Source organism: Geomesophilobacter sediminis (genome assembly GCF_016458275.1).
GTDB classification, from domain to species: Bacteria; Desulfobacterota; Desulfuromonadia; order Geobacterales; family Geobacteraceae; genus Geomesophilobacter; species Geomesophilobacter sediminis.
In genome coordinates this window covers 75,799-100,769 of record NZ_JAEMHM010000002.1, presented here as the reverse complement: position 1 = coordinate 100,769, position 24,971 = coordinate 75,799, and the positions used below count along the sequence as shown (strand labels likewise).

Annotated in this window: 23 protein-coding genes; 6 read left to right on the top strand and 17 right to left on the bottom strand. The window is 58.9% G+C overall.

Annotated features, from left to right (window positions below):
• Positions 1–40: 40 nt before the first annotated feature.
• The gene (locus JFN93_RS02180) at positions 41–1,165 is read right to left on the bottom strand and encodes a methyl-accepting chemotaxis protein (RefSeq protein WP_199382353.1); all 1,125 of its coding nucleotides are present in this window, start codon (positions 1,163–1,165) and stop codon (positions 41–43) included.
• Positions 1,166–1,347: 182 nt separating this feature from the next.
• Here JFN93_RS02180 and JFN93_RS02175 point away from each other — a divergent pair, with 182 nt between their 5' ends.
• A complete protein-coding gene (locus tag JFN93_RS02175; RefSeq protein ID WP_199382352.1) occupies positions 1,348–2,052 on the top strand; it encodes a DNA alkylation repair protein in 705 nt (234 codons plus the stop codon).
• The gene (locus JFN93_RS02170) at positions 2,049–2,552 is read left to right on the top strand and encodes a methyltransferase family protein (protein ID WP_328753419.1); all 504 of its coding nucleotides are present in this window, start codon (positions 2,049–2,051) and stop codon (positions 2,550–2,552) included. Before JFN93_RS02175 ends, JFN93_RS02170 begins: the two co-directional genes overlap by 4 nt.
• Before the next feature lie 128 nt (positions 2,553–2,680).
• Here the strand turns inward: JFN93_RS02170 and JFN93_RS02165 are convergent, their stop codons facing one another.
• From JFN93_RS02165 to JFN93_RS02150, 4 genes are all read right to left on the bottom strand, one after another.
• Entirely contained in the window at positions 2,681–2,899 is a 219-nt protein-coding gene (locus JFN93_RS02165; RefSeq protein WP_199382351.1) for a DUF1653 domain-containing protein, read from the bottom strand.
• Between the two features lie 163 nt (positions 2,900–3,062).
• A complete protein-coding gene (locus JFN93_RS02160; protein ID WP_199382350.1) occupies positions 3,063–4,013 on the bottom strand; it encodes an aldo/keto reductase in 951 nt (316 codons plus the stop codon).
• A 98-nt stretch (positions 4,014–4,111) separates the two neighbouring features.
• Positions 4,112–4,315, bottom strand: coding sequence for a SlyX family protein (locus JFN93_RS02155; RefSeq protein ID WP_199382349.1), 204 nt, complete (start codon positions 4,313–4,315; stop codon positions 4,112–4,114).
• A gap of 231 nt (positions 4,316–4,546) precedes the next feature.
• Entirely contained in the window at positions 4,547–8,206 is a 3,660-nt protein-coding gene (locus JFN93_RS02150) for a DUF748 domain-containing protein (RefSeq protein WP_236021497.1), read from the bottom strand.
• Between the two features lie 228 nt (positions 8,207–8,434).
• Here JFN93_RS02150 and JFN93_RS02145 point away from each other — a divergent pair, with 228 nt between their 5' ends.
• Positions 8,435–9,112, top strand: a complete 678-nt coding sequence (locus tag JFN93_RS02145) for a hypothetical protein (protein ID WP_199382347.1) — start codon at positions 8,435–8,437, stop codon at positions 9,110–9,112.
• A gap of 224 nt (positions 9,113–9,336) precedes the next feature.
• Here JFN93_RS02145 and JFN93_RS02140 read toward each other — a convergent pair whose 3' ends face one another.
• From JFN93_RS02140 to JFN93_RS02100, 9 genes are all read right to left on the bottom strand, one after another.
• Positions 9,337–10,569, bottom strand: coding sequence for an EAL and HDOD domain-containing protein (locus JFN93_RS02140; protein WP_199382346.1), 1,233 nt, complete (start codon positions 10,567–10,569; stop codon positions 9,337–9,339).
• Positions 10,570–10,803: 234 nt separating this feature from the next.
• A complete protein-coding gene (locus JFN93_RS02135) occupies positions 10,804–11,145 on the bottom strand; it encodes a nucleotidyltransferase domain-containing protein (RefSeq protein WP_199382345.1) in 342 nt (113 codons plus the stop codon).
• Positions 11,135–11,554 carry a nucleotidyltransferase substrate binding protein gene (locus tag JFN93_RS02130; RefSeq protein ID WP_199382344.1) on the bottom strand — a complete coding sequence of 140 codons (420 nt, stop codon included), beginning with the start codon at positions 11,552–11,554 and terminating at the stop codon, positions 11,135–11,137. The genes JFN93_RS02135 and JFN93_RS02130 overlap by 11 nt, the downstream gene beginning before the upstream one ends.
• Before the next feature lie 72 nt (positions 11,555–11,626).
• The gene (locus tag JFN93_RS02125) at positions 11,627–12,490 is read right to left on the bottom strand and encodes a carotenoid biosynthesis protein (RefSeq protein WP_199382343.1); all 864 of its coding nucleotides are present in this window, start codon (positions 12,488–12,490) and stop codon (positions 11,627–11,629) included.
• Positions 12,491–12,494: 4 nt separating this feature from the next.
• Positions 12,495–13,586 carry an MlaD family protein gene (locus JFN93_RS02120; RefSeq protein WP_199382342.1) on the bottom strand — a complete coding sequence of 364 codons (1,092 nt, stop codon included), beginning with the start codon at positions 13,584–13,586 and terminating at the stop codon, positions 12,495–12,497.
• Between the two features lie 241 nt (positions 13,587–13,827).
• Positions 13,828–14,604 carry an MlaE family ABC transporter permease gene (locus tag JFN93_RS02115; RefSeq protein ID WP_199382341.1) on the bottom strand — a complete coding sequence of 259 codons (777 nt, stop codon included), beginning with the start codon at positions 14,602–14,604 and terminating at the stop codon, positions 13,828–13,830.
• Entirely contained in the window at positions 14,601–16,067 is a 1,467-nt protein-coding gene (locus JFN93_RS02110) for a hypothetical protein (protein ID WP_199382340.1), read from the bottom strand. Before JFN93_RS02110 ends, JFN93_RS02115 begins: the two co-directional genes overlap by 4 nt.
• Before the next feature lie 105 nt (positions 16,068–16,172).
• A complete protein-coding gene (locus JFN93_RS02105; protein ID WP_199382339.1) occupies positions 16,173–16,700 on the bottom strand; it encodes a 3-isopropylmalate dehydratase small subunit in 528 nt (175 codons plus the stop codon).
• A gap of 171 nt (positions 16,701–16,871) precedes the next feature.
• Positions 16,872–18,155, bottom strand: a complete 1,284-nt coding sequence (locus tag JFN93_RS02100; RefSeq protein WP_199382338.1) for a 3-isopropylmalate dehydratase large subunit — start codon at positions 18,153–18,155, stop codon at positions 16,872–16,874.
• Positions 18,156–18,417: 262 nt separating this feature from the next.
• On the opposite strand from JFN93_RS02100, the gene JFN93_RS02095 reads away from it, so the two are divergent.
• The 3 genes from JFN93_RS02095 to JFN93_RS02085 all read left to right on the top strand — a co-directional run bounded on the left by JFN93_RS02095 (position 18,418) and on the right by JFN93_RS02085 (position 20,530).
• Positions 18,418–19,446, top strand: coding sequence for an LOG family protein (locus JFN93_RS02095; RefSeq protein WP_199382337.1), 1,029 nt, complete (start codon positions 18,418–18,420; stop codon positions 19,444–19,446).
• Positions 19,447–19,668: 222 nt separating this feature from the next.
• Positions 19,669–19,869 (top strand): cold-shock protein, encoded by a 201-nt coding sequence (locus tag JFN93_RS02090; RefSeq protein ID WP_199382336.1) that lies wholly within the window; start codon positions 19,669–19,671, stop codon positions 19,867–19,869.
• Positions 19,870–20,044: 175 nt separating this feature from the next.
• On the top strand, positions 20,045–20,530 hold the full coding sequence (locus JFN93_RS02085) for an REP-associated tyrosine transposase (RefSeq protein ID WP_199382335.1): 486 nt from the start codon (positions 20,045–20,047) through the stop codon (positions 20,528–20,530).
• Positions 20,531–20,723: 193 nt separating this feature from the next.
• Here the strand turns inward: JFN93_RS02085 and JFN93_RS02080 are convergent, their stop codons facing one another.
• The 3 genes from JFN93_RS02080 to JFN93_RS02070 all read right to left on the bottom strand — a co-directional run bounded on the left by JFN93_RS02080 (position 20,724) and on the right by JFN93_RS02070 (position 24,948).
• Positions 20,724–22,574: an MXAN_6640 family putative metalloprotease gene (locus JFN93_RS02080; RefSeq protein WP_199382334.1), complete on the bottom strand. Its 1,851-nt coding sequence runs from the start codon at positions 22,572–22,574 to the stop codon at positions 20,724–20,726.
• The gene (locus JFN93_RS02075) at positions 22,574–23,053 is read right to left on the bottom strand and encodes a peptidase associated/transthyretin-like domain-containing protein (RefSeq protein ID WP_199382333.1); all 480 of its coding nucleotides are present in this window, start codon (positions 23,051–23,053) and stop codon (positions 22,574–22,576) included. The genes JFN93_RS02080 and JFN93_RS02075 overlap by 1 nt, the downstream gene beginning before the upstream one ends.
• A 632-nt stretch (positions 23,054–23,685) precedes the next feature.
• Positions 23,686–24,948, bottom strand: coding sequence for a hypothetical protein (locus JFN93_RS02070; RefSeq protein ID WP_199382332.1), 1,263 nt, complete (start codon positions 24,946–24,948; stop codon positions 23,686–23,688).
• Positions 24,949–24,971 lie beyond the last annotated feature (23 nt).

Genomic DNA, 24,971 nt, shown 5'->3' with positions numbered 1-24,971 from the left:
TTCTTTTTTGGTAACGATCACCGATCAACGCGGCGCGGTACTACTCGCCCCGGATGATCTCTTCCAGGTTGCCGGCAATGGTCGTGGAGGTCGCCGCCTGTTCTTCGGAGGCCGTGGCGATCTGCGAAATGAGGTGTTCGATCTCCTCGATGGAGGAGACGATGTGGGTGAGAGACTCATCGACCTGGTTGGACAACTGTTCGCTCACCTCCGCCTCGGTTTTGCCGCGCTCGATGGCATCAACCGCCAAGGCGGTCTCCTTCAGGATCTCATCGACCATGGTGCGGATTTCCTTGGTGGACTGGACGGTGCGGTCGGCAAGCCGCCGAACCTCATCGGCGACGACGGCGAAGCCTCGTCCCTGCTCGCCGGCCCGGGCCGCTTCGATGGCAGCATTGAGGGCCAGGAGGTTGGTCTGATCGGCAATGTCGTTGATGACGCTCACGAACTCACCGATCTTCTCGGACTTGGTCCCGAGACTCCCCACGATACCGGCGGAGCTGCGCACGATCTCGGCAACTTTCCGCATCTCGTGCACCGCCTGGTTCACCACCTGCTGCCCTTCGCGGGCATTGGAGGCAACCTGCGTCGCGGCATCGGAGGCGTTCACCGTGTTGCGCGCCACTTCGTTGACCGTCATGCTCATTTCTTCCATGGCGGTCGCAATCTGGGTGACCCGGTTCTCGAGATATTCCTTGCGGGCAAGTTCGCGGCGCTGGTGCTCGTCGACTGCTTTTTCGGCGCTGATGTCGCTCCAACAAGCCATGTAGCAAAGGACCTTGGAACTGTCGGTACTGCTCCAGATCGGGTAAGCCGTGGTCCGCAGGGTAACGCTCCCGATGGGAATTTCGGCGGTGTGGGGCAGATCGCTGCGGGGATTGCCGAAGATGCGACGAATCCGGGCCGGATCCTTATGAAACTGGTGGATCGACTCACCGGAGGCACGCGCCACGTCGGCGCCGGCCAGGCCGGCATTGAGCTGGGAGCGATGCTGGCTGAAAAGCTCCTTCGCACGCCGATTCATGTAGAAGATCTTGTTGTCATGAGTGGTGTCGCAAAGCATCACGATGTTGTCGACGTTGTCGAGCATCTGCACGAGCTTTGCGATCTCTGCATTTTTTTCGTCGAGTTCCTGTCTGGTGGGTCCGCCGCCGAAAAGGCCCATGGTGCTCTCCTCTTTTAATTCTTCGATTATGTTACGTAGGGCTTTCTTCATGTATCGGTAGGTAGTGGAAAACCTTGAAGGAAATAGTTATCTCCCGGCCTTTTCCAATGCTTTTCTTTCAATGCGGCGCCCATATATGATAGATTCCGCAGGGTTGAAAATGAATGAATAATGGATGGTCGATGAACGCTGAAACGGTAGTCAAACGGCTGCAAGAACTCGCCGCCCCGGAACAGGCGAAAATCATGCAGCGATATTTCAAGACCGGGTCGGGGGAATACGGGGAAGGAGACGTATTTCTCGGACTCAAGGTCCCCCAGTGTCGGCGTCTGATTCCGGAGTTTCGCCCCCTGCCGCTTGTCGAACGACTCCAGTTGCTCCAATCGCCCCTCCACGAGGCACGATTCCTGGGACTGCTTCTGCTGGTCGACGGTTTCCAGCGTGGCACCCCCGAGTTGCGCGAGGAGATCTATCGCGGCTACTGCGCCAACACGTCCCGGATCAACAACTGGGATCTGGTCGACTGCTCCGCCGAGCATGTCGTGGGGGCTCACCTGAGGGAGCGCTCGCGGGCACCGCTGCACGAGTTTGTCCAGTCGAAGCTGATCTGGGAACGCCGGATCGCGATCATGGCGAGCTTCCATTACATCAAGCGCGGGGAATTCGGGGAAACGCTGCGACTGGCCGAGACACTGCTCCACGACCGGGAGGACCTGATCCACAAAGCGGTGGGATGGATGCTGCGCGAGATCGGCAAACGGGACCGGTCAACCGAAGAGAGCTTTCTCCGTCAACACTACCGGTCGATGCCGCGCACCATGCTCCGCTATGCCATTGAGCGCTTCCCGGAGCCGTTGCGTCAGGGATACCTGAAGGGGAATTTGTGACGTTTCTGCCGACGGAAAAAACGAAATGGTGGCAAGGCAAGCGCGGTGAGTGGTACGTCGCGATGCAGTTCCTGCTGCTCCTGTTGCTTTTCTTTGCCCCGCGGGAAACGGCGTCGATCCCGCTTTGGTCCGAGCGGTGGAAAGCCGCGTCGCTCGTCGTTGCGGGGCTCCTGATCGGCGTCGGACTCACCTTCGGGATTTCCGCTGCATTGCGCCTGGGGAGGAATCTTACCCCCCTCCCCCGCCCCAAGGAAAGCGGGAAGCTGGTCGAAACCGGTCCTTACGGTTTGGTGCGGCATCCGATCTATACCGGGGTGATCTGCATGGCTTACGGCTGGAGTGTGCTCGCGATGAGTTGGCTGACGATTGGATATGCGACCGTTATCTTCGTTTTCCTGGACATCAAATCGCGGCGGGAGGAACGTTGGCTGGTGGAGCAGTACCCGGGGTACGAGGAATACCGAAAACGGGTGCGCAGGCTGATTCCGTTTGTGTATTGAAAGGCGGGGGCTGGGGTCGGGGGGCTGGTGTCTGGAAGAAAGCTCACCGATTCCCCCCAATAAGGGTTTGTCCCTCGGCGTGCCTCAGCGACCTCTGCGGTTGGCTTTGGTTGGCTTTAGTTGGCGTTCTATTCCGACGCTTCGCAGCGGGCGAAGCGGGGCACTTCCTTTCCTTCCACGACGACCGTCTCCTCGAACATCGCCTCGGGACGCACCCACAGTCCACCTTCGCCATACAAAGGACGATACACCACCAGGCGCTCATCGGTCTCGCTATGGCGCGCCGTCCCAATGACCTCGTAGTAATTCCCCTTGTAATGACGATACCTGCCCGGCTCAACAGCCATTCCTGCCTCCTGTTTTCCTATCAAAAAGCAAGAGCGTCCTTCCGACGCGATTTCTTTAATCGCGCCCGGAAGGGCGCTCCCACAGTAAAAGCACTCTAGTAAAGATCCTCAACAAGACCGAACCGATTGTCTCATTGTCTCATTGCTTCATTGTTTCATTGTCTCAGACCACCCGGATGATGAACTCCGGACAGGCGGCGCCGCAGTAGCCGCAGAGAATGCAGTCGGCCTCTTCAACCATTGCCTTCCCTTCCTTGATGGTAAGCGCGTTGTTGGTGCAGGCCGGCACACAGGCACCGCATCCCTTGCAGAAGGCCTGCATGATCGCCAGGGTCCGTTTCCTTCCTTCCAGCTTGCTCCACACCTCCTCCGGCGCGGCGCCGTTGTCGAAAAGGGCAAGGTTTCCGTCGATCTCCGCCTCGGTGAGCATCCCGAGCGCGATCCCGTTCACTCCGGTAAGCCCGAGCACGTAGCGCAGGCTCTCCCGTGCCGACGAGATCAGGTTCCCCCCCGCCAGCGCCTTCATGGCGTAGACCCCTTTTCCGACCGCGGCGCATTCCGCGATCGCCGCGGCCATCTCGGCGGCACTCCCGTCCAAAATCCCCATACCGGTCCGGTTGATCAGCGGATGGATCACCTCGATCTCCGGGTGCTGCGCGCTTTTCCTGATCGCGCTGATGAAATGGGAGGAAAGTCCCACATGGGCGATTTTCCCCTCTTCCTTCATCCGCAAAAGGACCTCGATCACCTCGGCGCGCTCGGTGAACGGATCGGCAACGCGGGCGCCGTGGAGGTGCACGATGTCGAGCCGTTCCCGCCCCAGTTCTTTCAGGGCGCGCTCGACATGGGCACGGGCATCGGCTGCGTTGTTGGCGTGGGTTTTGGTGGCGATGAAGACGGGACCGACGAAGCCGTCCAACCCGGCGCGGATGTGGGAGTAGGTCTGATAGAGTTCGGCGGTGTCGAGAAGGTTCACCCCCCGCTCCACCGCGTGGCGGATCAGCCGCCCCCCCTCTTCGGGAGTGACCCGGGCCTGCAGCGGTCCCAGGGGAAGGGTGCCGAATACCAAGGGGTTAATGGCCAGTCCGGTACTGCCCAGTGCAACAGTTTTCATGCTCCAGAATCCTTTCCGGGATAAGAACGATTCGACGCCAAGGCCGTTAACACACCGTTGGCAGACGCGGCCGGGCAGCCGCGTCGTCTTGCTGACGGTCAGTAATGCGGAGGCGGCTCTTCTTCCGAAGGAGCCTTGTTCTGGGAGAAATTCAGCCCCCGCAGGTGATCCTTGATGTGCTTGAGCTCTCTCATGAGGTGGTCGATGTGCCGCTGCTGCTGGGTGACAACCTCGTTCAGCTGGTCAATGACATGCCCCTGGTGCATGATCAGCATTTCCATGTCGGTTAGCCGTTGTTCCATGGCTTTTTCTCCTTTTGACGCTCCGCATCGGTGCGGCGTGTCGGCCGCCGATAATTAGTGGCGGCTATGCTTCAACACCGGGAATTCTAGCTCTTCTGATTTGGTAAACCAAGACAAAAATCAGGGAGCAATAGCATGAAGGAGCGGTATTTCTTACAAGACTCGGGCCCTATCTGTGGCTTCCCCCACCCCCGCGCCCGCTCCCGTCGAGAGAATGGGAGAGATGGGGAACTACTTCGCCGAGACGACGAATTCCACCCGCCCGCGGGGTCCGCCTTCCTTGGGAGCGGTATAGATGTCGCCGCTCTTTTCGAACATCCGCTCCTGCGGCACTTTCGCCTCCTTGGCGAGGTAGGAAATGACGGTCGCACAGCGGTCATGCGCCAGGGCGTGCAGTTCGTGGTCCCCCACGATCATGTTGGCGTAGATCAGCTTGGTCATCTCTTCCACCGGGAGATCCTTGACGGTGCCCAGGATGGTGCGCGGCTTGGGGAACTTCTCCTTGACGTAGACCGCGCGGAGCAGGTCCGGATACTCCTCCTTGGAGATCTCCAGGTTGTCCGCCGAAATGCCCGCCGTCTCCTTGTTCTTCTTCACCATCTGCAGGAACTTCTCGGTCCTGAGCTTCTTCTGCAACTGCTCGTGGCGATACCCTTCGGCATCCTTCTCCTTGTTTACGTACCCCCCGACCTCAAGCACGATCCCCGGCCGCTCGGTCAGCGCCTTGCCGAGCGCTTTAAGCTTGTCCGATTCGGCGGCGGAAAGCCGGCTGGAACCGGGATCGAAGGCAACGGTGCGCAGATCCTGATCCTTGCCGACCATGGATGAAAGCAGCGAGAACGGAGAGGTTGCCGCCTTTACCACCAGGTTCTTCAATACCTGCCAGACCACCCCCCAAACCTTGAACTGCGGGTCGTCGGTCCGCCCGGTGACCGGGAGATCGAGGTGGATCTCGCCGTTTCGGTCTTTCAGCAGCGCCACCGCAAGCCGCACCGGCAGCGAGGTCGCCTTCTTGCTCTCCACCTTCTGGCCGAAGGTGAACTGGTCCAGGAACACCTTGTTTTCGGAGGTCAGCTTGTTCTTCTCGATCAGGTATTTGAGGTCGAGAAACAGCTTCCCCTGGTCGATGGTGTAACCCAGGTAGGTGCCGGAGTACGGTGTCGCGGCAGGCATCTCGATGTCCCTAAAGGACATCTTCAAATCCACGAAGAGATCGCCCCGCAGCGGGTTGATCTTGCCCGTTATCTGCAGCGGCGAGCGGTTTTCCAGGTTACCCCTCAGGTCGACATCGGCGACGGTCGAGGACTCCGACGAAAGCCCGCTGACCCGCCCTCCCAGGTTGTAGAAGGTGGTATTGAATGGTTTGGAAAGGTGCAGGTCGGAAAAGGCAAGCGTCCCCCCCTGCACGACCACGGTGCCGATGCTGACCCGTTTCTGGGCCGCGGCCTGGGATGCTGCCGGCGACGCGGGCGGGACGGACTTGGCCACCGCCACCGGCGGCTGTGCCGGTTTGGCAGGCGCCGGCGGAGCGGCCGCTCCCGGTTGCTTGGCTGACGCCGCTGCCGCGGCAGGCGCCTCGGGAGGCTCGACCAGGTTCTGCAGGTTGAGGGTCCCGTCGGGGCGGACCACGATCTTGGAGTAGACGTTACTGAGCGACACTTCACGGACGGCGAGACTGAACGGCGCCAGGGTTCCCCGGACGTCCTCGACTTCCAGGCTTTCCCATTTCAGGAGATCCTGCTCGTCCACCGAGTCGAGGATATGGAAGGAGCGCACCCCCGCGCTTCCGGCGAAGGTGCCGGCGATCTTGCCGTCCTTGAGGGCGAGGTCGGTCTTCAGGGCGACATCGAGGTCGCCACCGGCCAGGATCACGTTCAGGTTGTCCGGAAGGTAGTCCTCGAACTGGCGCAGTGCGATGCTCTTGAGCGCCACGGTTCCGGAATAGCTGAAAGGCTGCGGCACCAGCTGGCCGTTGGCGGCGATCGGCCCCCGGTTGCCCAGCCGCGTCTTGAAGCGCAGCCCGATCGGGGCAAAGCGCGGCCCCTGGATGTTGGTGAGGTTGAAACCGGTGTCGTTCAGGGTGAACTGCGGGTGCTCCTCCCGCGTCTTGTCGGTAAAGGAGAAGTTGAGGGCACGGGCGTGCACCGTCCCGACCTTGTAGGAAAACGGTGCTCCCTTCTTGCCGTGAGCTTCCTTTTTCTCCGGCTTCGGGTGCGGCTTCCGCCCAGCTCCTGCCGAAGCGGCCGGCTTTTCCTTTTTCAAAAGGGAAAGGATCGACACGCCCCCCGGCTCCAGCGAAAGGCTGGTGGCACCGTTGGCAAGTCCCACGTCGGCGATGGTGAGGCGGTTGGCGTTCTGGTCGTAACCCGCATCCTTCACCAGGAGCTCGCCGAGCTTCATCCCCTCCCCCGCCCCGTATTTGAGCGAGAGTTTCCGGAGCGCCGCCTGTCCATGGGTCGAGACGAACCCCTTCTCCTTGCTGTAGGAAATGTCGCTGGAGAGGTCGAGCTTTCCCTCCACCGGGTTGGTCAGGTATGCCGCAAGGTAGGGCCAGGTCTGGCGCAGGTTGAAGTTCTTGATCCCCGCTTTGCCGTTGAGCGAGGCGGGCGCAACCGACAGCCGCCCGGCGGAATCCACCCCGGTCTCCTTGTTGAGCAGCAGCGAGATCTGGTAATCGGCGAGCGACTTGGGGTCGGTGCCGAAATTCTTCAAGCCGATGTTGATGTTGGAGACGGTGGAGGCAAAGCCGCCCTGCGGCAGCGCATCGGCAAAGTGGAAAGCACCGTTGGCAAGTTCGGCCGAACCGATGTGCATCCAGAGCGGATGCGCCTCCTTCTTTTTCTCCTTATCCTTATCCTTCTCTTTTTCGGGCTCCTTCTCTTTCTTCGCCTCCGCAGTCCGGAGCTGTTCGAACATCCAGCGCCCCTGCCGGTCGCGGCTCGCGAAGACCTCGATCCCGTCCAGCCGGATCGAGGCGATATCGAAGCGGTTGGCGAGGACCTCGAGCTTGGTGGCCTTGACCTCGGCCAACGGAGCCTTGAGGAGCGGCCGCCCGTCTTTGAGGTTGATGGCGACGTCATCGAGCCGGAAGGTGCCGCGCAGGGCAAGATCGGGGACGTCCCGCGACGACACGCGGTAACTCAGTTCGGTATCGAGCGAGAGATTTCCGGAAGGGACGTTGACCGGCGGTGGGACCGGCGAGTAGGCAAGGTAGCGCGGCAGGCTCAGCCGGTTGAAAGAGAGGTGGACCGAGGTCTCCAACGACTTGCTGAACGGCTTGAGCTGCCCGCCGAAATTGAACGGGGTGCCGTTGACGACGGCGCTGATCTTGGGCTGTACGTACTTCTCGACCCGGTAAGGGATGTTGCTGACGAAAGGAACGCCGATTTCCAGGTCGCGGATGGTGTGCTTGCGACTGACGGCGGCATCGTCGAAATCGACCGAACCGCCATGCAGGGTGATGTTGTTGATGGAGAAAAGAAACTTCTCTTTCTTCTCCTCTTTCTTTTTGGGGAGTTTCTTCTGCAGCTCGATGATGTCGCTGAAGCTGTACTTGTTGGCAGCGTATCTTGAGAAATTGAATGCGGGCTTGTCTACCGATACTTCATCGACGATGAGCGCCTTGCGGAAGATGGATGAGGGACTAACCGAGGCCCGGATGCGGCTCACCGAAAAGAGCGGCGGACGGCTGGCCTCCAGAAGCTGGAAGTTTTCGATGGTCGCGGTGAGGGTGAAGGGGTTGATCGAGATCGAGCCGATCTGGCTGTTTCGGCCGGTCGACTCCTTGATCGCTTCGACGGCTTTGCTTTTTACCAGCGGCGGCAGCACGAACATCACGAAAAGAACGAGAACCACCAGGAAAATGGTGCACCCGATAGCCACTTTCTTCATTCGACTCATAGCAATACCCTCGAAAATCATTTAATTGCGATCGCCGCTGCCATTACAAGCCGGCGCCGGAAAACTCTGATTCTAATCCTATAGTCCTAATAAGTAAAGACACGGCATGATCGACCGTTCGCTGACTGATAACGGCGGCGGCAAAAATGCTTCAAAAGAGCCTCGGAATCTGCTAGTTTTCATCTTCTGGCGCCAACAGCGCCGACCAAGGAGGAAGAAATGTCCGACGCACCTAAATCGAGCGGGGAACGCCATATTGACGCCATCATGGAGCAACTCGAACCAGGCTCGGACCGCTACGACGTTCTCGACAAGGCGAAGCGTTTCAAGTCAAGCTGGGTGGAACTGGGGGAAAAACTTCTCGTGGTGAGCAGCCAGGGGAGTTTCCGCGAGTGGGGATACAACAGTTTCGAAGAGTACTGCGTCCAGGAGATCCGGATCAAGCGCGGCACCGCCGAAAAACTCACCATGGCCTACCGGTTCATGGAAAAGGAGGAACCGCAACTCCTCCAGCACCGCGGCACCGCCGAAGACCTCAAGCCGCTGCCGGATTACCGTTCCGTGGACCTTCTGCGCAAGGCAAAGGAAGAAAAGGGATTCAGCGAAGAGGAATACCAGGATCTCAGGAAGACCGTGGTGGAGGACGAAAAGAGCCATCCGACGGTGCTGAAGAAGTACAAGGAGGTCGCGTCGCTCCGCGACGAGTACGATCCGCTGGTCCCGATGAAGGCGAGCCTTTCCGCCGCGCGGCGGCTGCATTCCGCCCTGCTCTCCCTCGATGACCGGCCGGATCTCTACCTCAGCCAGGTCGGAGAAATCATCACCCACCTGGAAAACGAGCTGGAAGCCCGCGGCGGCGAACCCAACGCCGAGGCGGGAGAGGTGAAGCCGATCTAGCACAATGAGACAATGAGACAATGAGACAATGAACAGGAAAGGCCGGGGAATCCCGGCCTTTTTGTTTCCGATCGCGTTGAGTCTCGCCCCTAAGGTCCACCTCGGCTACGTCGAGGAGGTAGCGGTGGCGCTCGTAATAACGTGCGGCGGTTTGCCTTCTCCGGTGCGCGCCGGGAAAGGCGCTCCCACAGGGTAGGGAGCACCGGCATTATTTCAAGACCATCTCACGCCGCGGACTTGCCGGCGGATTTCCACATGAAAGAGTCGAACCGTGCCTGAAGCATCTGGTCGTGGGTGATGTCCATCTGCTTCAACCGATTTTCGAGGGTGTCGTACCCCAGCAACAGCCTTTCCATGTCCTCGGCAAACTGCAGCAGTTCCCCGAAAGGACCTTCCCGGGTCAAGAGCGCACTACTCAACTCACCGGATAGATTCAGGGTCGTCACCACTTCCTGCATCGGAACGGAATAGATAGCCTCCATGAGCGAGAGGATCCCCACCATGAAGGCCTGTTCCGGAGCGGTCGGAATGCCCCGCAGCTTGCCGTGATGGCGGGCCAGCGCCTCCATGAACCCGGCCCGCACCGCGGCCATGTCCATCATCGGGTTGTCGCCGGTGCTCTGGGTCGAGGTGGCAAACAGGCAGATCTGCACCCAGCGCTTTATCTGCTGCAGCCCCAGCATGGTTATGGCATGCCGCACCGAGGTGATATCCACCCGCGACCCGACGGCGACCGAGTTGACCAGCATGAGCAGCTTGTAAGTCAGCCCGGGGCTCGCCTGGAAGGCGTTCACGATCTCCTCGATTCCGGCGTCATCCATCAAGAGATGCAAAAGCTTCAACAGTGACGCGCCGGAATCGTCGATTTTTTTCTTTTCAATCACTAGCGGTTTCGAGAAGTAGTAGCCCTGGAAATAGTCGAACCCCAGGTCACTGCAGGCTTCGAACTGTTCCCGGGTTTCCACCTTTTCCGCGACCAGCTTCATGGGATAGGGGCGCAGGTTCTCCACCATCTGAGCCACTTCGTCGAGATTGTTCTCAACCAGGTCCAGCTTCACGATGTCGACCATGCGGTAAAGAGGATCGTAGCTTGGGTGGTAGACGTGATCGTCCAGGGCGAGGGTGAATCCCCTCTCCTTGAGCAGGCGGCACCGCTCGACCATGGCATCGCTCAGCTGGATGCTCTCCAACAGCTCCAATACCACCATCTGCTTGGGCAGGATCTCGAGGACATCATCCATGAGCAGCTCGTGCTCTATGTTGATGAAGCCTTTGTGCCCCCCCAGGATCTCCTGGAGGCCGAATCCGGAAAGCGAATTGATGATGACGTTGGCGGTAGCGTAGGAATTGTCGAGGTTCTCGGTGGAAAGCGGACGGGAGGGACGAAACAAGAGTTCATAACCGAGCAACTGTTCGTTTCGATCGAGGATTGGCTGTCTGCCAATAATGTACTTCATGGTCCTGCCCTCCTTCCCGTGAGGCGCTGCGAATCGAGGACCGGCAGCAGACGCTGGAGTCCGTTCGACATTGGGTTAGGTTGGAGCTTGACCGTAACATAAATTAGATTAAAGAGACAATTGTTTTAATTATAACATTACCTTAAACAGCAGCAAAATTACGATTTGCGGTCTTCTGACTACAAAAAGGATTAACAAAAACGATACTGGCCGAAGAATAAAGCGATACTACTCCTAAAGCAGATATTCAGTACCGGCAGAATAAAGTATTCGCCCCACCCTTTCAACATGCTCTATGAGAGAGGGGTCACCGAGTTTGTGCATCAATGACAGGTCAATCTTGTACGGGAGCAAGAGGTCATCCAGTTCGTTTTCGATCTGGAACAGCTCCGAGAGAGTCACCCCATCACCTTTAATGGTGAGGTCGATATCAGAACCTTTTTTATACGTCCCCTTGGCACGCGACCCGTAAAGGATGACCTGCTCGACCTGGGGATGCCTGCTGAAGACGGTACGGATCAGCGTGATCGTCTTTTCAGGGAGGCCAAACTGTGTCGGACCTGGGTCATTCGGCATCCATTAACTCCGCCAACCGTTCGTGGAGGGCACAGAAAAGCGGATAGTACAGCGCGACCACCTTGGCGGCAATCTCGTTGGCAACGTCCTCGTTGTAGGTGTGGGAGGTCATATTGCGACTTCGGATCATCTCCATCCACCCTTCCCCGTCATCGACCAGCCCCCTCTGAAAGGCTTCCCGGCTGGCGTCGCGGGACCCAATGAGCGTAGCGATGCCCTGGTACTCGAAATAGTCCTTCAAAACGTTCCAGGCCAGTTCGTGGGTAAACTCGAACGCCTTGATCAGCCCCTGCTGCTCGATCTCATTCAGGGCACGCTGCCGACTCATATCCACCGCCCGCCCCAACTGGGTGAGCGCCTTGGAAAAGTGCTGGTAGCGTTGCCGCCACCGGATATCGGGGTCGTTCATTGCTACCTCCGAAAAATAGATCGATGCCGGTCCACGGGCCAGGTTCTGCTTCCCACTCCCGAGCCCCAGCCCCTAGCCCCGGTTTTTGGCTGCCGGCGACCAGGGAAAGTCCTGGAGATGGGCGGCCAGATCCTCTTTGCGGTACCGGTTCACCCGGTTGGCAATCAGCACAACGGCCATGGTAATGGGGAGGAAGAAGGTGAAGATTCCGGTGAGCGCCATCATGTTTTCACCGATGAAGAGGGTCACGCCGAGGTTGAAGACGAGTACGCACAGGTAGAGGAAAGGAGCATAGAGGGAGCGAAACGGAAGCGCCGCGACGCCGTACGGCCGCTCCTCGGAACGGACCAGGCGGTCGATAAGCTGCAGCGCGAAGATCATCACCGCGCTCACCAGCCACCAGCCGAGGTAGTTGGAAAGGGGGACGCCGTAGTGGTACCCCGCCTCCTTATAGCCGTAGATCTGTCCCAAAAACCAGCGCCGCCCCTGCAGGGCGACCGGGTCGATGACGATGTCGAGGAAGGTCTGGAACAGCGAGCCGAGCAGAAGGACCGAGAGGGAGCGCCGCAGCCGGAAGGTCTCCAGGGTGACCAGGTCGCCGCGCCACCGTTTGATCGGGGCGAGGACCAGGATCGCGGTGGCGTAGCTTACGTAACAGAGAAAGACGTAGGACAGCGAATCGAAGAAGGGAACCCCGGCGATCCAGAGTTCGTCGTGGCGGGTGGTATCGATGTAGTAGTACCACCCGTAAGGAAAGCCGTTGTTGATCGAGGAGACCTCGGAAACGAAGGCGATCAGGTAGCCCGCCGCGGTGAACCAGATGGTCTTCTTCCAGCCCAGGTGCAGCACGCTCGCCACCAGGTAGGCGGCAAAAAAGGCAAACACGTACGGGCGGAGCAGGAAGGTCCCCGCGGCAATGTGGAAAAGCTGTTCCATGGCGCTAGAAAAGGGTGCCCAGCACCGATCCGAGGACGGAGATCGGACCGGTGTCGCTCAACCCTTCCATGGCCCGTTCCGCCTTCTTAAGGGTGGCGGTGGTGTCGCGGTACAGGGAGTCGTCGTTAACCAGCTTGCCGAGGGTCCCCTGCCCCTTGTTGATCTTCGCCGCGATCTCCTTCAGGTCCTGCATGCCGGAACGCATGTCGGTAAGCACGCCGTTGGCGTTGTCGTAGAGCTTGGGATCGTTGACCAGCTTGCCCAAGGTGCCGTCGCCGTGGTTGATCTTGGCCGCAATTTCCTTGGCATCCTTCAGGCCGCTGTTCAGATCCTTCACCCCGACCCGCAGGTCGGAGACCAGGGAGGTGGCGTCCTTGTAGAGGAGTTCGTCGTTGATGAGCTTGCCGAGGGTTCCCTCGCCGCGCTGCATCTTCCCGGTCACGTCCTTAAGCGATGCGACCGTGGTCGCGGCATCGTCGTAGAGGGTCTTGTCGTTCAACAGTTTCGCCAGGGTTCCATCCCCCTTGTTCACCTTCTCGGAGATGTCGTTGAGGTTGGAGATGGCGCTTTTCAGGTTGCCGCGGTTGTCGTCCAGGATGCCGGAGATCTTGTGCATGACCTCCTCCTGGTTCTTGTTCAGGTTGTTGATGAGCACCTTGGCGTCCTTGGTCAGGTCGCTCACGTTGTCGACGATGACGTCGATGTTGGCGGAGTCCTTGCCGATGACGGTCCCGCCAGGCGGGAGCAGCGGTGCGTTGGGCGAGCCGAAGGAAAGGCCGAGGAACTGGCCGCCGAGGAGGTTGGTAAGCCGCAGGCCGGCGACGGTATCCGTGCGGATCCGGGTGCCCGGCTTCACCTCGAAGTCGATTTCGATCCGGTCGGTGAGAACTTCGATGCTGGTGATGCGCCCGACGTCGACGCCGGCCAGCCGGACCGGGTCGCCCATCTTGAGACCGGTAATGGTGGTGAGATAGGTCTTGTAGGGGACGTTATGCTGGAACGGGTTCCACTTCTCCCCGACCTCCAAAAGGACGCCGAGGATGATGAGACCGAAGATAAAGAAAAGGCCGACTTTGCGCTCCACCGTCATTGCCATAGATATATCCCTCCGGAAAAAGAGCCCAATGGCTCTTCAAAAAGGCACAACTATAACCCCATCCTCACCCCGTCCCTCTCCTTGAAGGAGAGGGAGCGTAAGGGCGGATTTTAAGGGAAGTAGGGGCCTATCCTGCTAGTAGCTGTTTTACCGAACATTTCCGCACACGTCCCCTCCCCTTCAAGTCGCGTGCAAGAGCACGGCTTACGACGGGCAGGGCGGGGATGGGTTTCGTCACCAACTACATGAGCAGCCGGGTCAGGATGTAGTCCGCGACCAGAATCAGCATGAAAGAGAGCACCACCGAACGGGTGGTCGACTCGCCGATGCCGCGCGCCCCGCCGCGGGTGGCAAACCCGACATAGGTGGAGACCAGCGCGATCAGCGCCCCGAAGACCACCGCCTTGGTAAGGCCGGTCCCGATCTCCTTCATCTTCAACGCCGCCGTGAGGCTGTCGTAATAGGTGGCGTAGGAGACGAAGATCTGCGGGTGGATGTTGCTGATCAGCGCCCCGCCGACGATCCCGATGCAGTCGGAATAGATGACCAGTGCCGGCACGCAGATCAGGCAGGCGATGAAACGCGGCATCGCCAGGTACCGGATCGGGTCGATGTCGAGCGTCTTGAGCGCGTCGATCTCCTCGTACACCGTCATGACGCCGAGTTCCGCGGCCATGGCGGAACCGCAGCGCCCGGCAACGAGAAAGCTCGTCATGACCGGCCCCAGTTCCCGCACCATCGAGTGCCCGACGATCGCCCCGATGATGTTCTGGCCCCCGTACTTGTTCAACTCGACCCCGGTCTGCAGCGCGAGGACCATCCCGACGAAAAAGGCCATGACCGAGGCGACCGGGAGCGTGTCGTAACCGATGATCGCCATCTGGGTGAGGATGCTCGGGATATTCCGCGGCGCCTCGCGGATGTAGGCCACGATCTTCCAGATGAGGATGACCATCTCGCCCACGACCTGCTGGAAGTACAATATTCGCTTGCCGAGGTTGTCCACCCTGGAAGTCACTTAGTCCCCCATTTCAGCCCAGCCGGAATCCAGAGCAGGGTCAGTTCCCGTTCCCCACCGCTTCTGCTGTAACCGAAAAGCCCCTTGAACAGTTTGAATTCCGTCTCCGCCTTTTCCGAGCGATAGGAAACCAGCGGGAAGAATTCGTAGGCAAGATCCTCGCCGCGGCGCTCATGCCAGAAAAGGTTCCAAAGAAACGACGACGCACTGTCCCCGTTCTCGTTCCAGCGCCGCTGGTAGATGCGCCACAAAGGCGCCCAGTCGCGCTCGATCCCCTCCTTGTCCAGGATCGGCTCCACCGGCGCCGGAAGGGATATCGAGGATACCCCATGCGGGGTGCTCTTGTAAAGAAAGAGCGGCCAGAAGGCGGTTCTCCGGGCGGTCGCCCCGTCCTTGGGCCAGGTCTGGCGCCGGTCGGTGTACAGGAAGAAAAGGTACCGGTCGTACTCCTCGTTGAACATCGACGAGGTCATCTCCTGGTGGCGGTAAAGCGGCCAGATCAGCCACTTTTTCTCCCACCCGGGGGAGGTCTCCTTCATCCAGAAGGGGAGCACGCTGGTGGTGTTTTTGGTCTCGCCCCGCACCGTGTAGATGAAGGGCCAGAAGTAGTCGGTCTCGAAGGTTTTCTTGTCCCGGTCATCATCGTAGCCAAAGAAGGGCCAAAGGTAGCTGCGCGCGGTTTTCTTCGGCGAGTCGGTCGCCGCATAGAGCGGAAAGATCAGCGTCTTGCTGGTCGGATTGTCCGTGTTGAGCCCGGTGTCGTTGAAGGTGAAAAAGGGCCAGACGACGTAGCGCTTGGAGTACACCCCTTCCTTGTGCGACCGGCCGTAGAGCGGGAAGAACTCGAAACCGCTCTCCTTGTCCCCGGTGGTGGTCGAGAAGAAGGGATAGAGGTAGTGCCGGTTCGTGGTGCCGTTTTTGACGGTCCTGCCGTACAGCGGAAAGAGGACGAAGTGATACTCGTCGCGCCAGAAGCGCTGATAGAGGGTGCCGTAAAAGGGGAATACGGCGCGGTAGGGGCCGTATTTTTCCGAGGTACCGCTGAAGTAGAAGGGGAACAGGGTTACCCCATGCTCTTCCTTGGGCTGGTCCTTGCGGTAGATGGTGTTCTGGTAGATCTCGAAGGCGCGGTAGCTGAAGGCTTCCGGGGTCACGTCGAGCGACGCCGCCGGGTAGAGGAAGTCGGTCGACCGCCTCCCCTCCTTGGGGTTGGCGGAAATATAAAAGAAGGGACGGATCGCGGTATCGCGGTCGTCCCCCTTGATTTGAAACTTGAATATGGGGCCGAGGAGGGAGAGGTTTCGGTAGCCCTCCGCGGGACTGGTGCGGTAGTCGACCAGCGGCCACAGGGTGAAGATGGTTCCCCGTTCCTTTTTTGCGGGTTCCTGGTCGGCCGCAAAAAGAGGAGACGCCGCGACGAGCGCGGCGCAGACAACCCCTATGAAAAACCTGAAAACGTGCATGGACCTCTACGGATGTGGGTGGTGGCCGGTAGAAGCCCGAATAGTAACTGCAGTTTTAATCACCAGTCAAACAAAAAGATGAAAATACTCTGCTTTTACCTCTAATCAGTACTTCTGGTCCGCGTAATCGACCCATCCCCCGGCCAGAACCAGTGCCTTGTCGAACGGAGACATCTCGAAGGAGATGCTCTCCTTGCGGCCGGCGCCGGTGACGGTCAGGATCTGGCCGGCGACGTCGACACTGATTTTCGCGTCGGCGGCGTTGGCGAAGGAGAAGAGGAGGTCGATCTTGTCGGCCGGAAGTTCGATGGCCGCCATGCCGCAGTTGAACATGTTCTGCCGGAAGATGCGGGCGAACGACTGGGCGATCACGACGTACTGCCCGTTCACCTCGAAGACCCAGGGAGCGTGCTCGCGGGAGGAGCCGCAGCCGAAGTTGGCGCGGGAGACGATGACGCCGGCGTTGCGGGTCTTGTCGCTCTTCGGGTCGAAACCGGGGAGTTTGAGGTCCTCGAGGAGGTACGGCTTGAGGTCCTCCTTGGTGATCTCGGTCAGGTACTTGGCCGGAATGATCTCATCGGTATTGATGTCGCTCCGGTCCAGAAAAAGTACGGGGCCGCCAAAACTCTTCATATCAGATCTCCTTAAAGGCAATTGACAATGGACAATTGACAATTGACAACGATTTGTCTTTTCGTAAGCGCCGGAAGAAACCTATGACATGACCTGGCATTGACTGAACCGGCGCCAGCAAGGCGGCCCCGGTTTTCCTGGTCAATTGTCCATCGTCAATTGTCAATTGGTTTACAGGTATTTCCGCGGGTCCGCCAGCACGCCTTCGACGGCGCTGGCCGCGGCGGTCGCCGGCGAGAGGAGGTGCACCATGCCGCCCTTGCCCATCCGCCCCATGAAGTTGCGGTTGGTGGTGGAGGCGCAGACCTCGCCCTCGGCGAGAACGCCGTTGCTCATCCCGAGGCAGGCGCCGCAGGTCGGGTTGGTCACGCAGAAGCCGGCGGCCATGAAAACGTCGATGAGCCCTTCGGCAGCGGCGTCGGCGTAGATCTTCGGAGTGGCCGGGGAGAGGATGCCGCGGACGTGCGGGGCGATCTTCTTCCCTTTGAGGATCTGGGCGGCGATGCGGAGGTCTTCCAGACGGCCGTTGGTGCAGGAGCCGATATAGACCTGGTCGACCGGGGTGCCGGCCAGCTCCGAGATTCCCTTGACCTGGTCCGGCTTGTAGCCGAAGGTGGCCACCGGCTCGAGGTTGGAGAGGTCGAGATCGAGAACCCGGTCGTACTGGGCGTCGGCATCGGAGCACCACTTGGCGAAATCGGCCACGGCCGCTTCCTTGGAGGCGTAGTTGCCGGAGATGAACGGCCAGAGGTAGTCGACGGTGACTTCGTCCGGCATGCAGATGCCGGAGGTCCCCCCCGCTTCGATCGCCATGTTGCACAGCGTCATGCGGGACTCCATGGTCATCCCCTTCACGATCGGGCCGCCGAACTCGATGACGCGGTCGGTGGCGCCGTTGACGGTGAGCTGGCCGATGACGTGGAGAATGGCGTCCTTGGCGTAGACCCCTTTGGGGAGGGTACCGTTCAGGTTGACCCGGATGGTCTTCGGCTCACGGAAGGCGCAGACCCCTTTCAGGATGCCGACCTCGAGGTCGGTGGTGCCGACGCCGGCGGCGAAGGCGCCGAAAGCCCCGTGGGTGCAGGTGTGGGAGTCGCCCATGATCACCGTGTTGCCCGGACGGATGAAACCTTTCTCCGGGAAGATGGCATGGCAGACGCCGTTGGCGCCGATGTCGAAGAAGTCCTTGATATCGTGACGACGCGCCCAGTCGCGCAGCATCTTCGCCTGGGTGGCGGTCTTGGAGTCCTTGCTCGGGGTCACGTGGTCGATGACCGCCTTGATCTTGCTGGGATCGAACACCCGGTCCTTGCCCCGTGCCTGCAGGTCGGCGATGGCGATCGGGGTGGTGATCTCGTGACACATGACAACGTCGATCTTCAGCACCTTGGTGCCGGCAAACGGCTCGTCCACGAGATGGGCGGCAAATATCTTCTCAGCTGTTGTCATTCCCATAAAAAGCGCATCCTCTTGAGAAATGGAATAGAGTCATACTTTCGTGCCACAATAACCAAATATGATCTACAAATCAAACTAATATTTGTTCAATTATATTAAACCTTTGCCTATGCCTTGCGGCTTTGCTATACTGCTTTTCCCCGATTCGGGAGGGCACCGGTGCCCCGGGGCGGTAAACCGCAAAAGCGTACGGAATTACTACCAAAAGCGGAAATCCGCGCCTCGACGCCGCAACATGTGAATAACAGGAGCCTCACAGATGCAACTTCGCTTCACAGCAAACAACGGGGAGATCGACAAACTCATTGATGAGCTCCTGGAAAAGGCGGGCGGGATCCACCACCCGACGATCGTACGCGAGATGATCCTCGCCGCCATGAAGGCCGGGCAGGACACCGATTACCTTGCCGACCTCAAACTCCTCAGCAACACCATGAAGGAGATGCGCTACACCACCCTGGTCTTCGCCCCCTACCGCCAGACCAAGAAGGTGACCATCTTCGGCTCGGCCCGAACCCAGCCCGACGAGGAGATGTATCTGAAGTGCGTCGACTTCAGCCGGACCCTCGCCAAGCGGGGTTACATGATCATCACCGGCGGCGGTGGCGGCATCATGCAGGCCGGCAACGAAGGGGCCGGCTCGGACTGCTCGTTTGCCGCCAACATCCGGCTTCCCTTCGAGCAGAGCCCGAACACGGTCATGCTCAAGAACCCGCGCCTGATCACCTACAAGTACTTCTTCAACCGCAAGGTGGCCTTCGTGAAGGAATCGGACGCGATCGCCGTCTTTCCGGGCGGCTTCGGCACCCTGGACGAGGCGATGGAGGTGTTCACCCTGATCCAGACCGGCAAGACTTCACCCAAGCCGCTGGTCCTGGTGGACGACGAGGACGGTTACTGGGAGCAGTGGTTCAAGTTCGTGAAGGAGCGCCTGCTGGTCAAGGGATTCATCTCCCCCGAGGACTTCTCCCTCTTCACCGTCACCAAGAACGTGGACGAGGCGGTCCGGGTCATCGAGGAGTTCTACATCAACTACCACTCGATCCGGTTCGTCAACGGCGAGCTCATCATCCGCCTCAACAAGGAACTGACCGCCGAGCAGGTGGAGATGCTGGAAAACGAATTCCCCGAGCTGCGCCGCCCCGACACCCGGCTGATCGCCTGCAGTGCGCGCCCGGAAGAAGCCGACGAGCCGGACCTCATGGAACTTCCCCGGCTGGCGATGCGTTTCGACCACCAGCACTACGGCCTGCTCCTCGCCTTCATCCGGCGTCTGAACACCTTCTGAGAAGGCTTTTACAAAAAAATAAATATGAAAAATATTTTCTTGACAAGGTTATTACACGATGCTAATTTTTCTGCCGAGCAAGCTGGCCTCGGAAGTTTTAGCTGCACTGGAAAAATGTCAAGGAGACCCGTTGTGAATTTTTCTCCCGTTTTTCTGCCAAGACTCTCCGGACAGCACGAAATGTAGATCCGGCTTGAACCGGAGGTAAAAGGAGGCAGGAAAATGGCACAGGGGAAAGTTAAGTGGTTCAACGATGCGAAAGGGTTCGGTTTCATCGAGCAGGAGAATGGTGAAGACGTATTCGTGCACTTCTCGGCAATCGTCGGGGATGGCTTCAAATCGCTGACCGAAGGTGAAGCGGTACAGTTTGACGTGACCAACGGCCCGAAAGGGCTTCAGGCGGCCAACGTCAAAAAGATGTAATGAATCTAACGATTCGAAGCATACAAAGCCCCGCCGGGTCCCCCGGTGGGGCTTTTTTCTTTAAAACCAAGCCGATCTCGGCAAGGATGTGGCTCCCACAAGTACAGTCCGCCTCCACCTGTAGGAGCGACATTCCTGTCGCGATGTATTTTCTCCATCCGACGAGGAGAGGGAAATGGACTGTCACCACGGTTCCCGATTAAGAAAAGGACGGATATCGCTGGAAGGGCATGTCTATCTTGTGACCGCCGTCACCCATCTTCGAAGGCCGCTCTTCGCCGATTTCACAGCGGGCCGACTCGTAGTGCATGCAATGAAGTATCATGCCGATCAAGGAGATGCCCTGACATTGGCATTTTGCGTTATGCCAAATCATCTGCATTGGCTTCTTGCCCTTTCTGGGGATAAGGGACTCTCAAAGGTAGTGCAGTCGGTGAAGGGATACTCCGCGTACCGGTTGAGGTCTCATAATTCTGATTGCTCCGAGGACACAACCAAGGAAGCCGAACCGATTTGGCAGCAAGGATTCCATGATCATGCGATAAGGGGCGAGGAGCACGTCGTCGAGGCCGCGAGGTATTTGGTAATGAACCCGGTGCGGGCAGGAATAGTGAGCAATATCTGGCAGTACCCGTTATGGGATGCGATGTGGATTGAATAAAAAAAAGGTTCAATGACAATCGCGACAAGAATGTCGCTCCTACAAGCATCCCCCTGTAGGAGCGACATTCCTGTCGCGATCTTTTCTCCTCAATCAGACAAGGTTAAACCCGAGCAACAAGACTTCCTCACCAGTTCTGCTGCCAACCCCGTGGGAGCGCCCTTCCGGGCGCGATGCTTTTTATGGCCTATACCTACCCAACCACCGAAGCGGAAGCTCCCGCCGTCCTCTTCTCCCGTCGACTCACCCACCGCCACCCTACCCCGCCGGCCAGCGCCAGCACAAAGATGAGCGCCAACCACGGATGCTCCACCGCAAACACGAGCGGCGTCAGCAACACCCGCACCGCGGCCCGCATCCACTCGTGCCCGGCAATCACCTTGGCGATCGGCGGGCTCACGGCATAGTACGCCGCCACGAACGCCCTTCCCGGCGCGTTGGTCATCAGGTAGCGATCCCGAAACTGCCGCAGCTCGGCGACCTTGGGATGGAGGTAACTCCCGTACGCCGCGGTGGCAATGAAACAGCCGCCACCGCTGGACTTGCTCCCGGTCGGCACTGGCTGTGCCTGCGGGATGGTAAGAACATTCGCATCCAGATTCGTCCCATCCAAAATGGTGCTCGAATCAGCGGGAAATGCCGGGGAGACCACCACGGGGGCGGCCATGTTCCCGCCGTTGTTGCAAACAACCAGGTAGACGTCGTTATTAAAAACCGGAATGGTGATGCGCTGGTTCCCACTGTCATAGGGATATTCCTGCCACCCCGTGGCGGTGCTCCCATCAACCTGGAACGCGGTGACCGCCAAGGCTGCCGGAAGGCTCGGCAGGTTGATCAACAGCGGTTGTCCGTCCTGGGTGGACGCGGTGTACCGATAATAGCCGAAGGTGTATGCGGTCGGCAGGCTCAGAGTCGGGGTCACGGTGCCATGTACCGAATTTACGGCAAGCGGAGTGATCCTCGGTATCAGCGACAACTCGCTCTGATGACTGGACCAGTCCCGAACCAGCATCCTTTTAGCGAAGCCGAAGAAATTGTTGGCGAAGTTTCCCTTCAGTACGGAGTCAATGATCGGCTCAATCGGTATTTCATTGCTGGAATCGGGAGCCGCGGAAGAAGGTGCGGGCATGGAACCGAGTTTTTCCCAGATCGACCGGACCACGGTCCGGCCCTGGAGCTCGGCTAAATATCGGTTAAAAACCCAACGTCCATACGGAGAGTTGGAATTGTCCATCGGACCATTTATGGCAATCGTATCGGAATAGCTGAGGTAGTCCGGGATGTAATCGTAAAGCTGATTGCCTGAATCATAGACTTCATCCTCCATCCAAGTCGAAGTCATCTCTGCGTAGACTGACGGAAAGTAGGCGTTGTAGCCGTACTGGATGGCATGATGAAACTCATGTGCAGCGGTGATACGTAAACTCGTAATAGGCGCAAACGGCAAAAAGATGCTGTTGGTGAATGATTTATCTATTTCAATGTAGCTAGGATATGAAACCGAGGTTACGCCGGTAAAGTCGTTAGTCGTGAATCCGTAGACCTTTTGTGGCGCAAGATCTTCCAGGTAGACGTCATAGCTCGAGCCCGGGGGGGCCTGGTAGCCCATCTTGCCTATTTCCACGCTGTAGACGTACTCAAAAACCCCCGCCACCGTCTCAACCCAGTCAGGCACGTTATTGCCGTTGGCGTCGGTAGAATCCGGAGCATCGGAGCCAGAAGTCGCATAATGGATGGTGAAATGCCCTCCTACGGGAGTACAGGTCCTCTCTCCGGCCAAAGTCGGCCGAGCCATGACCTTAGCAAGGGTCTTGCGGGTAGATGGCTGCAGTTTCTGCCAATCCAGCCATGCCTGATGGCGAATGATGGTCTGACCACGATCCGGGCCCAAGGATTGCCCGGGGACAATCGCAGCGAGGGAACGAGCACCGGAATGTGCGTTTGCCAGGCGGGAAAGGTAGTAATCATCGAGGGCCGCGCCCCAGGAGGCAGCGGGAACGACGATCAGCAGCAACAGAGTGACCACGCGCAGGGTACGAATCACTAATCCACCATCCTTTTCCCTCCCCGCAGGGAGGCGAGGGTTGTCTTCCCTCGTTCAATGACGACTGCTTTCTCGAAACTGCCGAGCCGGATGGTATAGTTTCCCGGCGGCAGGGCCAATATGAGGTATCCCGCGACATCGGTTCGTGCCGCCAGGGAAATACTGCCTCCCTGCAACTGCACGGCGACGCCGGCTATCGGTATAACGCGCGGCTGGCGTTTCAGTTTACCGCCGCCGCTTTGCAGGTAGCACAAAAGTGCCACCGCGCCGGTGTTGGCAGGAAGAGGGTCCTCACGAACCGCCCCCTCCCCCACCGGAACCGGAAGCCGGTAATCCTTCACCAGGACACCGCCCTCCCCCTTCCCTTCCCGGAAGGACTGGCCGTCGAAGAAATAGGCTTTGAACCCTGCGATCTCGGCGCCAAGCGCGGACGTGCAGAGCAAAAGAGCCAGTGTCAGCAATCCGGCGATCTTGACCATAACACCTCCAAATCGTTCACCACGGTAGCATGAAGAAGAAAACTTTGGCAACCTCATTAGTTGGATTGCGGATTGGAACAGTGTAGCCCAGAGAGAGCTTCACCATCGGGTGTGACGTCACCCAAATCCATTCTCCCTAATGATTCCTATTTTCCAAGGGCCAAACGATTGTCTCTCAAGCCTCAGCCCCACCCCCCCTCCTCGATACAACGTCCGTCCTCCCACACTTGGCAAGGGCTGGAAGTACCGGATCCCGGTCCTGAAAAGCTCCGACGAAAGAAAGAATTTCTTCCAAGCGCAGAATAACTTACTCCAAGTGATACGTAAGTTACACCGAGCACGAATCAATTTAGTCCGAGCACGAAGTAATTTACTCGAAGCCGGAGGTAAATTACCTGGAGCGCGATGTAAATTACTGCGAGCGCAAAGTAATTTATTTCGAGCATGGAGTTAATTACTCGGCACCTGAAGTAAGTTACTTCGTGCCAAAAGTAATTCATTCCGAGCGTGAAATAAGTTATCACCGGCAAAAAGTAAATTACTTCGAGTATGGGATTTGCCACCAAGAAAAAGATCCCCCTCTTCCGCTGCGGAAAAGGGGGATCTTTTTTATTGCCGATTTAGCTGGAAGGTCAGGAGCTGGCGCCGGACAGGGTAAAGGCGCTAGTCAGGGAACTCCCGTTCGAATCGGAGGTCGAGACAACGGCCTCGGTGAAGGTGATGCTGTCGCTGGAGCGGCTAAAAACCAGGGTGGCGAGTTTCCCGGTGGGAAGGGCCGCCGAGCCGCCGGCGACGAGCACCCGGAGGGTTCGGGTCTCGGGAGTGTAGTGGGCCGAGATCATCGTCCCGCTCAGGACCCCGCTGGCCAGGGTGATCTTGGACATGTCCGGTTTCCCGCTGCCGTCCAACGCAACGGAGGCACCAGCGGGAAGAACGACGTCGAAGGTAATGCCATAGAGGGTATTCGCGGCGACGTTAGTGCTGATATCGAGTGCCACGCGGGGCGGCGGAGTGTACTGGGCCGTGGATACTGCGACTGCGGATACAGAGGCCGCGCTTACCGCGGTGGTGGCCTGCGTCAGGCTGCCGTTGCCCAGAGAGAGCTGCTGGAACTGCTGCGGGTTCTGGTTGTTCGGGGTACCGGAGAGCACCTGGTTTACATCGGTATTGCTGGAAACCGCGGCGGAGACGATGTTCAGCATGTTCACCAGGTTGACCAGTTGCGGAGTCAGTGCGCTCAGGTCCGGCGGTGCCGTATCCTGCCCTTGGGCGATGGCGGTCTGGATCTGGAGCACCTGTTGAACCTTGGCCACGGTGTCGGTGATGGTCTGTTCCAGGGTCTGGGGCGCCACGTCGGTGAAAATGGCGCTGGACATGGCGCTTTTCTGGGTGTCGGTGAGCGTGGTCGGCTCACCGAGATTGAGAGTGGTAACGCCGGCGGCGCTGGCGAGCTTCTGGGAGGCGATAACGACCGCGGTCGTTGAGACCTCGCTCACGTCCATCCCCTGGACCGTCGCTCCGGGGGCCACGGTCACCTTCTCGATGAGCTTTTTGAGCACTTGCTGCCCCTTGGTGGACTTGAGCACGTAGTCCACGCCGGGGGGGAGGTTCGGGATCGAGAACGCGCCGGTCCCGGCATCGGCCTGCACCGGGGATCCGACCGTCACCCCGTCCAGGGTGTACGCCTGGACGACGATGGTGGGGTCGGTGGTGGCCCCGGCGGCCCGTTTGCCGAGGCTCGTGGGGAACTGGACCGTACCCGAGATGGTGGTGGTCGCCTTCGCCGGAGGCGGAGGGGGGGAAGTGGTGCTCCCTCCTCCACCCCCTCCGCCGCAGGCGGTGAGTCCCAGCAAAGCTGCCCCAAGAAGTATCCGTGCCAAACCTTGTATCTTCATAACTGCACCTCTTCGTTAGTTGT

Bases quoted from the DNA above. Each gene is read 5' to 3' on its own strand.
- JFN93_RS02180 (WP_199382353.1), bottom strand. From the start codon at position 1,165: ATGGGCCTTTTCGGCGGCGGACCCACCAGACAGGAACTCGACGAAAAA.
- JFN93_RS02175 (WP_199382352.1), top strand. From the start codon at position 1,348: ATGAACGCTGAAACGGTAGTCAAACGGCTGCAAGAACTCGCCGCCCCG.
- JFN93_RS02165 (WP_199382351.1), bottom strand. From the start codon at position 2,899: ATGGCTGTTGAGCCGGGCAGGTATCGTCATTACAAGGGGAATTACTAC.
- JFN93_RS02160 (WP_199382350.1), bottom strand. From the start codon at position 4,013: ATGAAAACTGTTGCACTGGGCAGTACCGGACTGGCCATTAACCCCTTG.
- JFN93_RS02155 (WP_199382349.1), bottom strand. From the start codon at position 4,315: ATGGAACAACGGCTAACCGACATGGAAATGCTGATCATGCACCAGGGG.
- JFN93_RS02150 (WP_236021497.1), bottom strand. From the start codon at position 8,206: ATGAAGAAAGTGGCTATCGGGTGCACCATTTTCCTGGTGGTTCTCGTT.
- JFN93_RS02145 (WP_199382347.1), top strand. From the start codon at position 8,435: ATGTCCGACGCACCTAAATCGAGCGGGGAACGCCATATTGACGCCATC.
- JFN93_RS02140 (WP_199382346.1), bottom strand. From the start codon at position 10,569: ATGAAGTACATTATTGGCAGACAGCCAATCCTCGATCGAAACGAACAG.
- JFN93_RS02135 (WP_199382345.1), bottom strand. From the start codon at position 11,145: ATGCCGAATGACCCAGGTCCGACACAGTTTGGCCTCCCTGAAAAGACG.
- JFN93_RS02130 (WP_199382344.1), bottom strand. From the start codon at position 11,554: ATGAACGACCCCGATATCCGGTGGCGGCAACGCTACCAGCACTTTTCC.
- JFN93_RS02125 (WP_199382343.1), bottom strand. From the start codon at position 12,490: ATGGAACAGCTTTTCCACATTGCCGCGGGGACCTTCCTGCTCCGCCCG.
- JFN93_RS02120 (WP_199382342.1), bottom strand. From the start codon at position 13,586: ATGGCAATGACGGTGGAGCGCAAAGTCGGCCTTTTCTTTATCTTCGGT.
- JFN93_RS02110 (WP_199382340.1), bottom strand. From the start codon at position 16,067: ATGCACGTTTTCAGGTTTTTCATAGGGGTTGTCTGCGCCGCGCTCGTC.
- JFN93_RS02105 (WP_199382339.1), bottom strand. From the start codon at position 16,700: ATGAAGAGTTTTGGCGGCCCCGTACTTTTTCTGGACCGGAGCGACATC.
- JFN93_RS02100 (WP_199382338.1), bottom strand. From the start codon at position 18,155: ATGGGAATGACAACAGCTGAGAAGATATTTGCCGCCCATCTCGTGGAC.
- JFN93_RS02095 (WP_199382337.1), top strand. From the start codon at position 18,418: ATGCAACTTCGCTTCACAGCAAACAACGGGGAGATCGACAAACTCATT.
- JFN93_RS02090 (WP_199382336.1), top strand. From the start codon at position 19,669: ATGGCACAGGGGAAAGTTAAGTGGTTCAACGATGCGAAAGGGTTCGGT.
- JFN93_RS02085 (WP_199382335.1), top strand. From the start codon at position 20,045: ATGGACTGTCACCACGGTTCCCGATTAAGAAAAGGACGGATATCGCTG.
- JFN93_RS02075 (WP_199382333.1), bottom strand. From the start codon at position 23,053: ATGGTCAAGATCGCCGGATTGCTGACACTGGCTCTTTTGCTCTGCACG.
- JFN93_RS02070 (WP_199382332.1), bottom strand. From the start codon at position 24,948: ATGAAGATACAAGGTTTGGCACGGATACTTCTTGGGGCAGCTTTGCTG.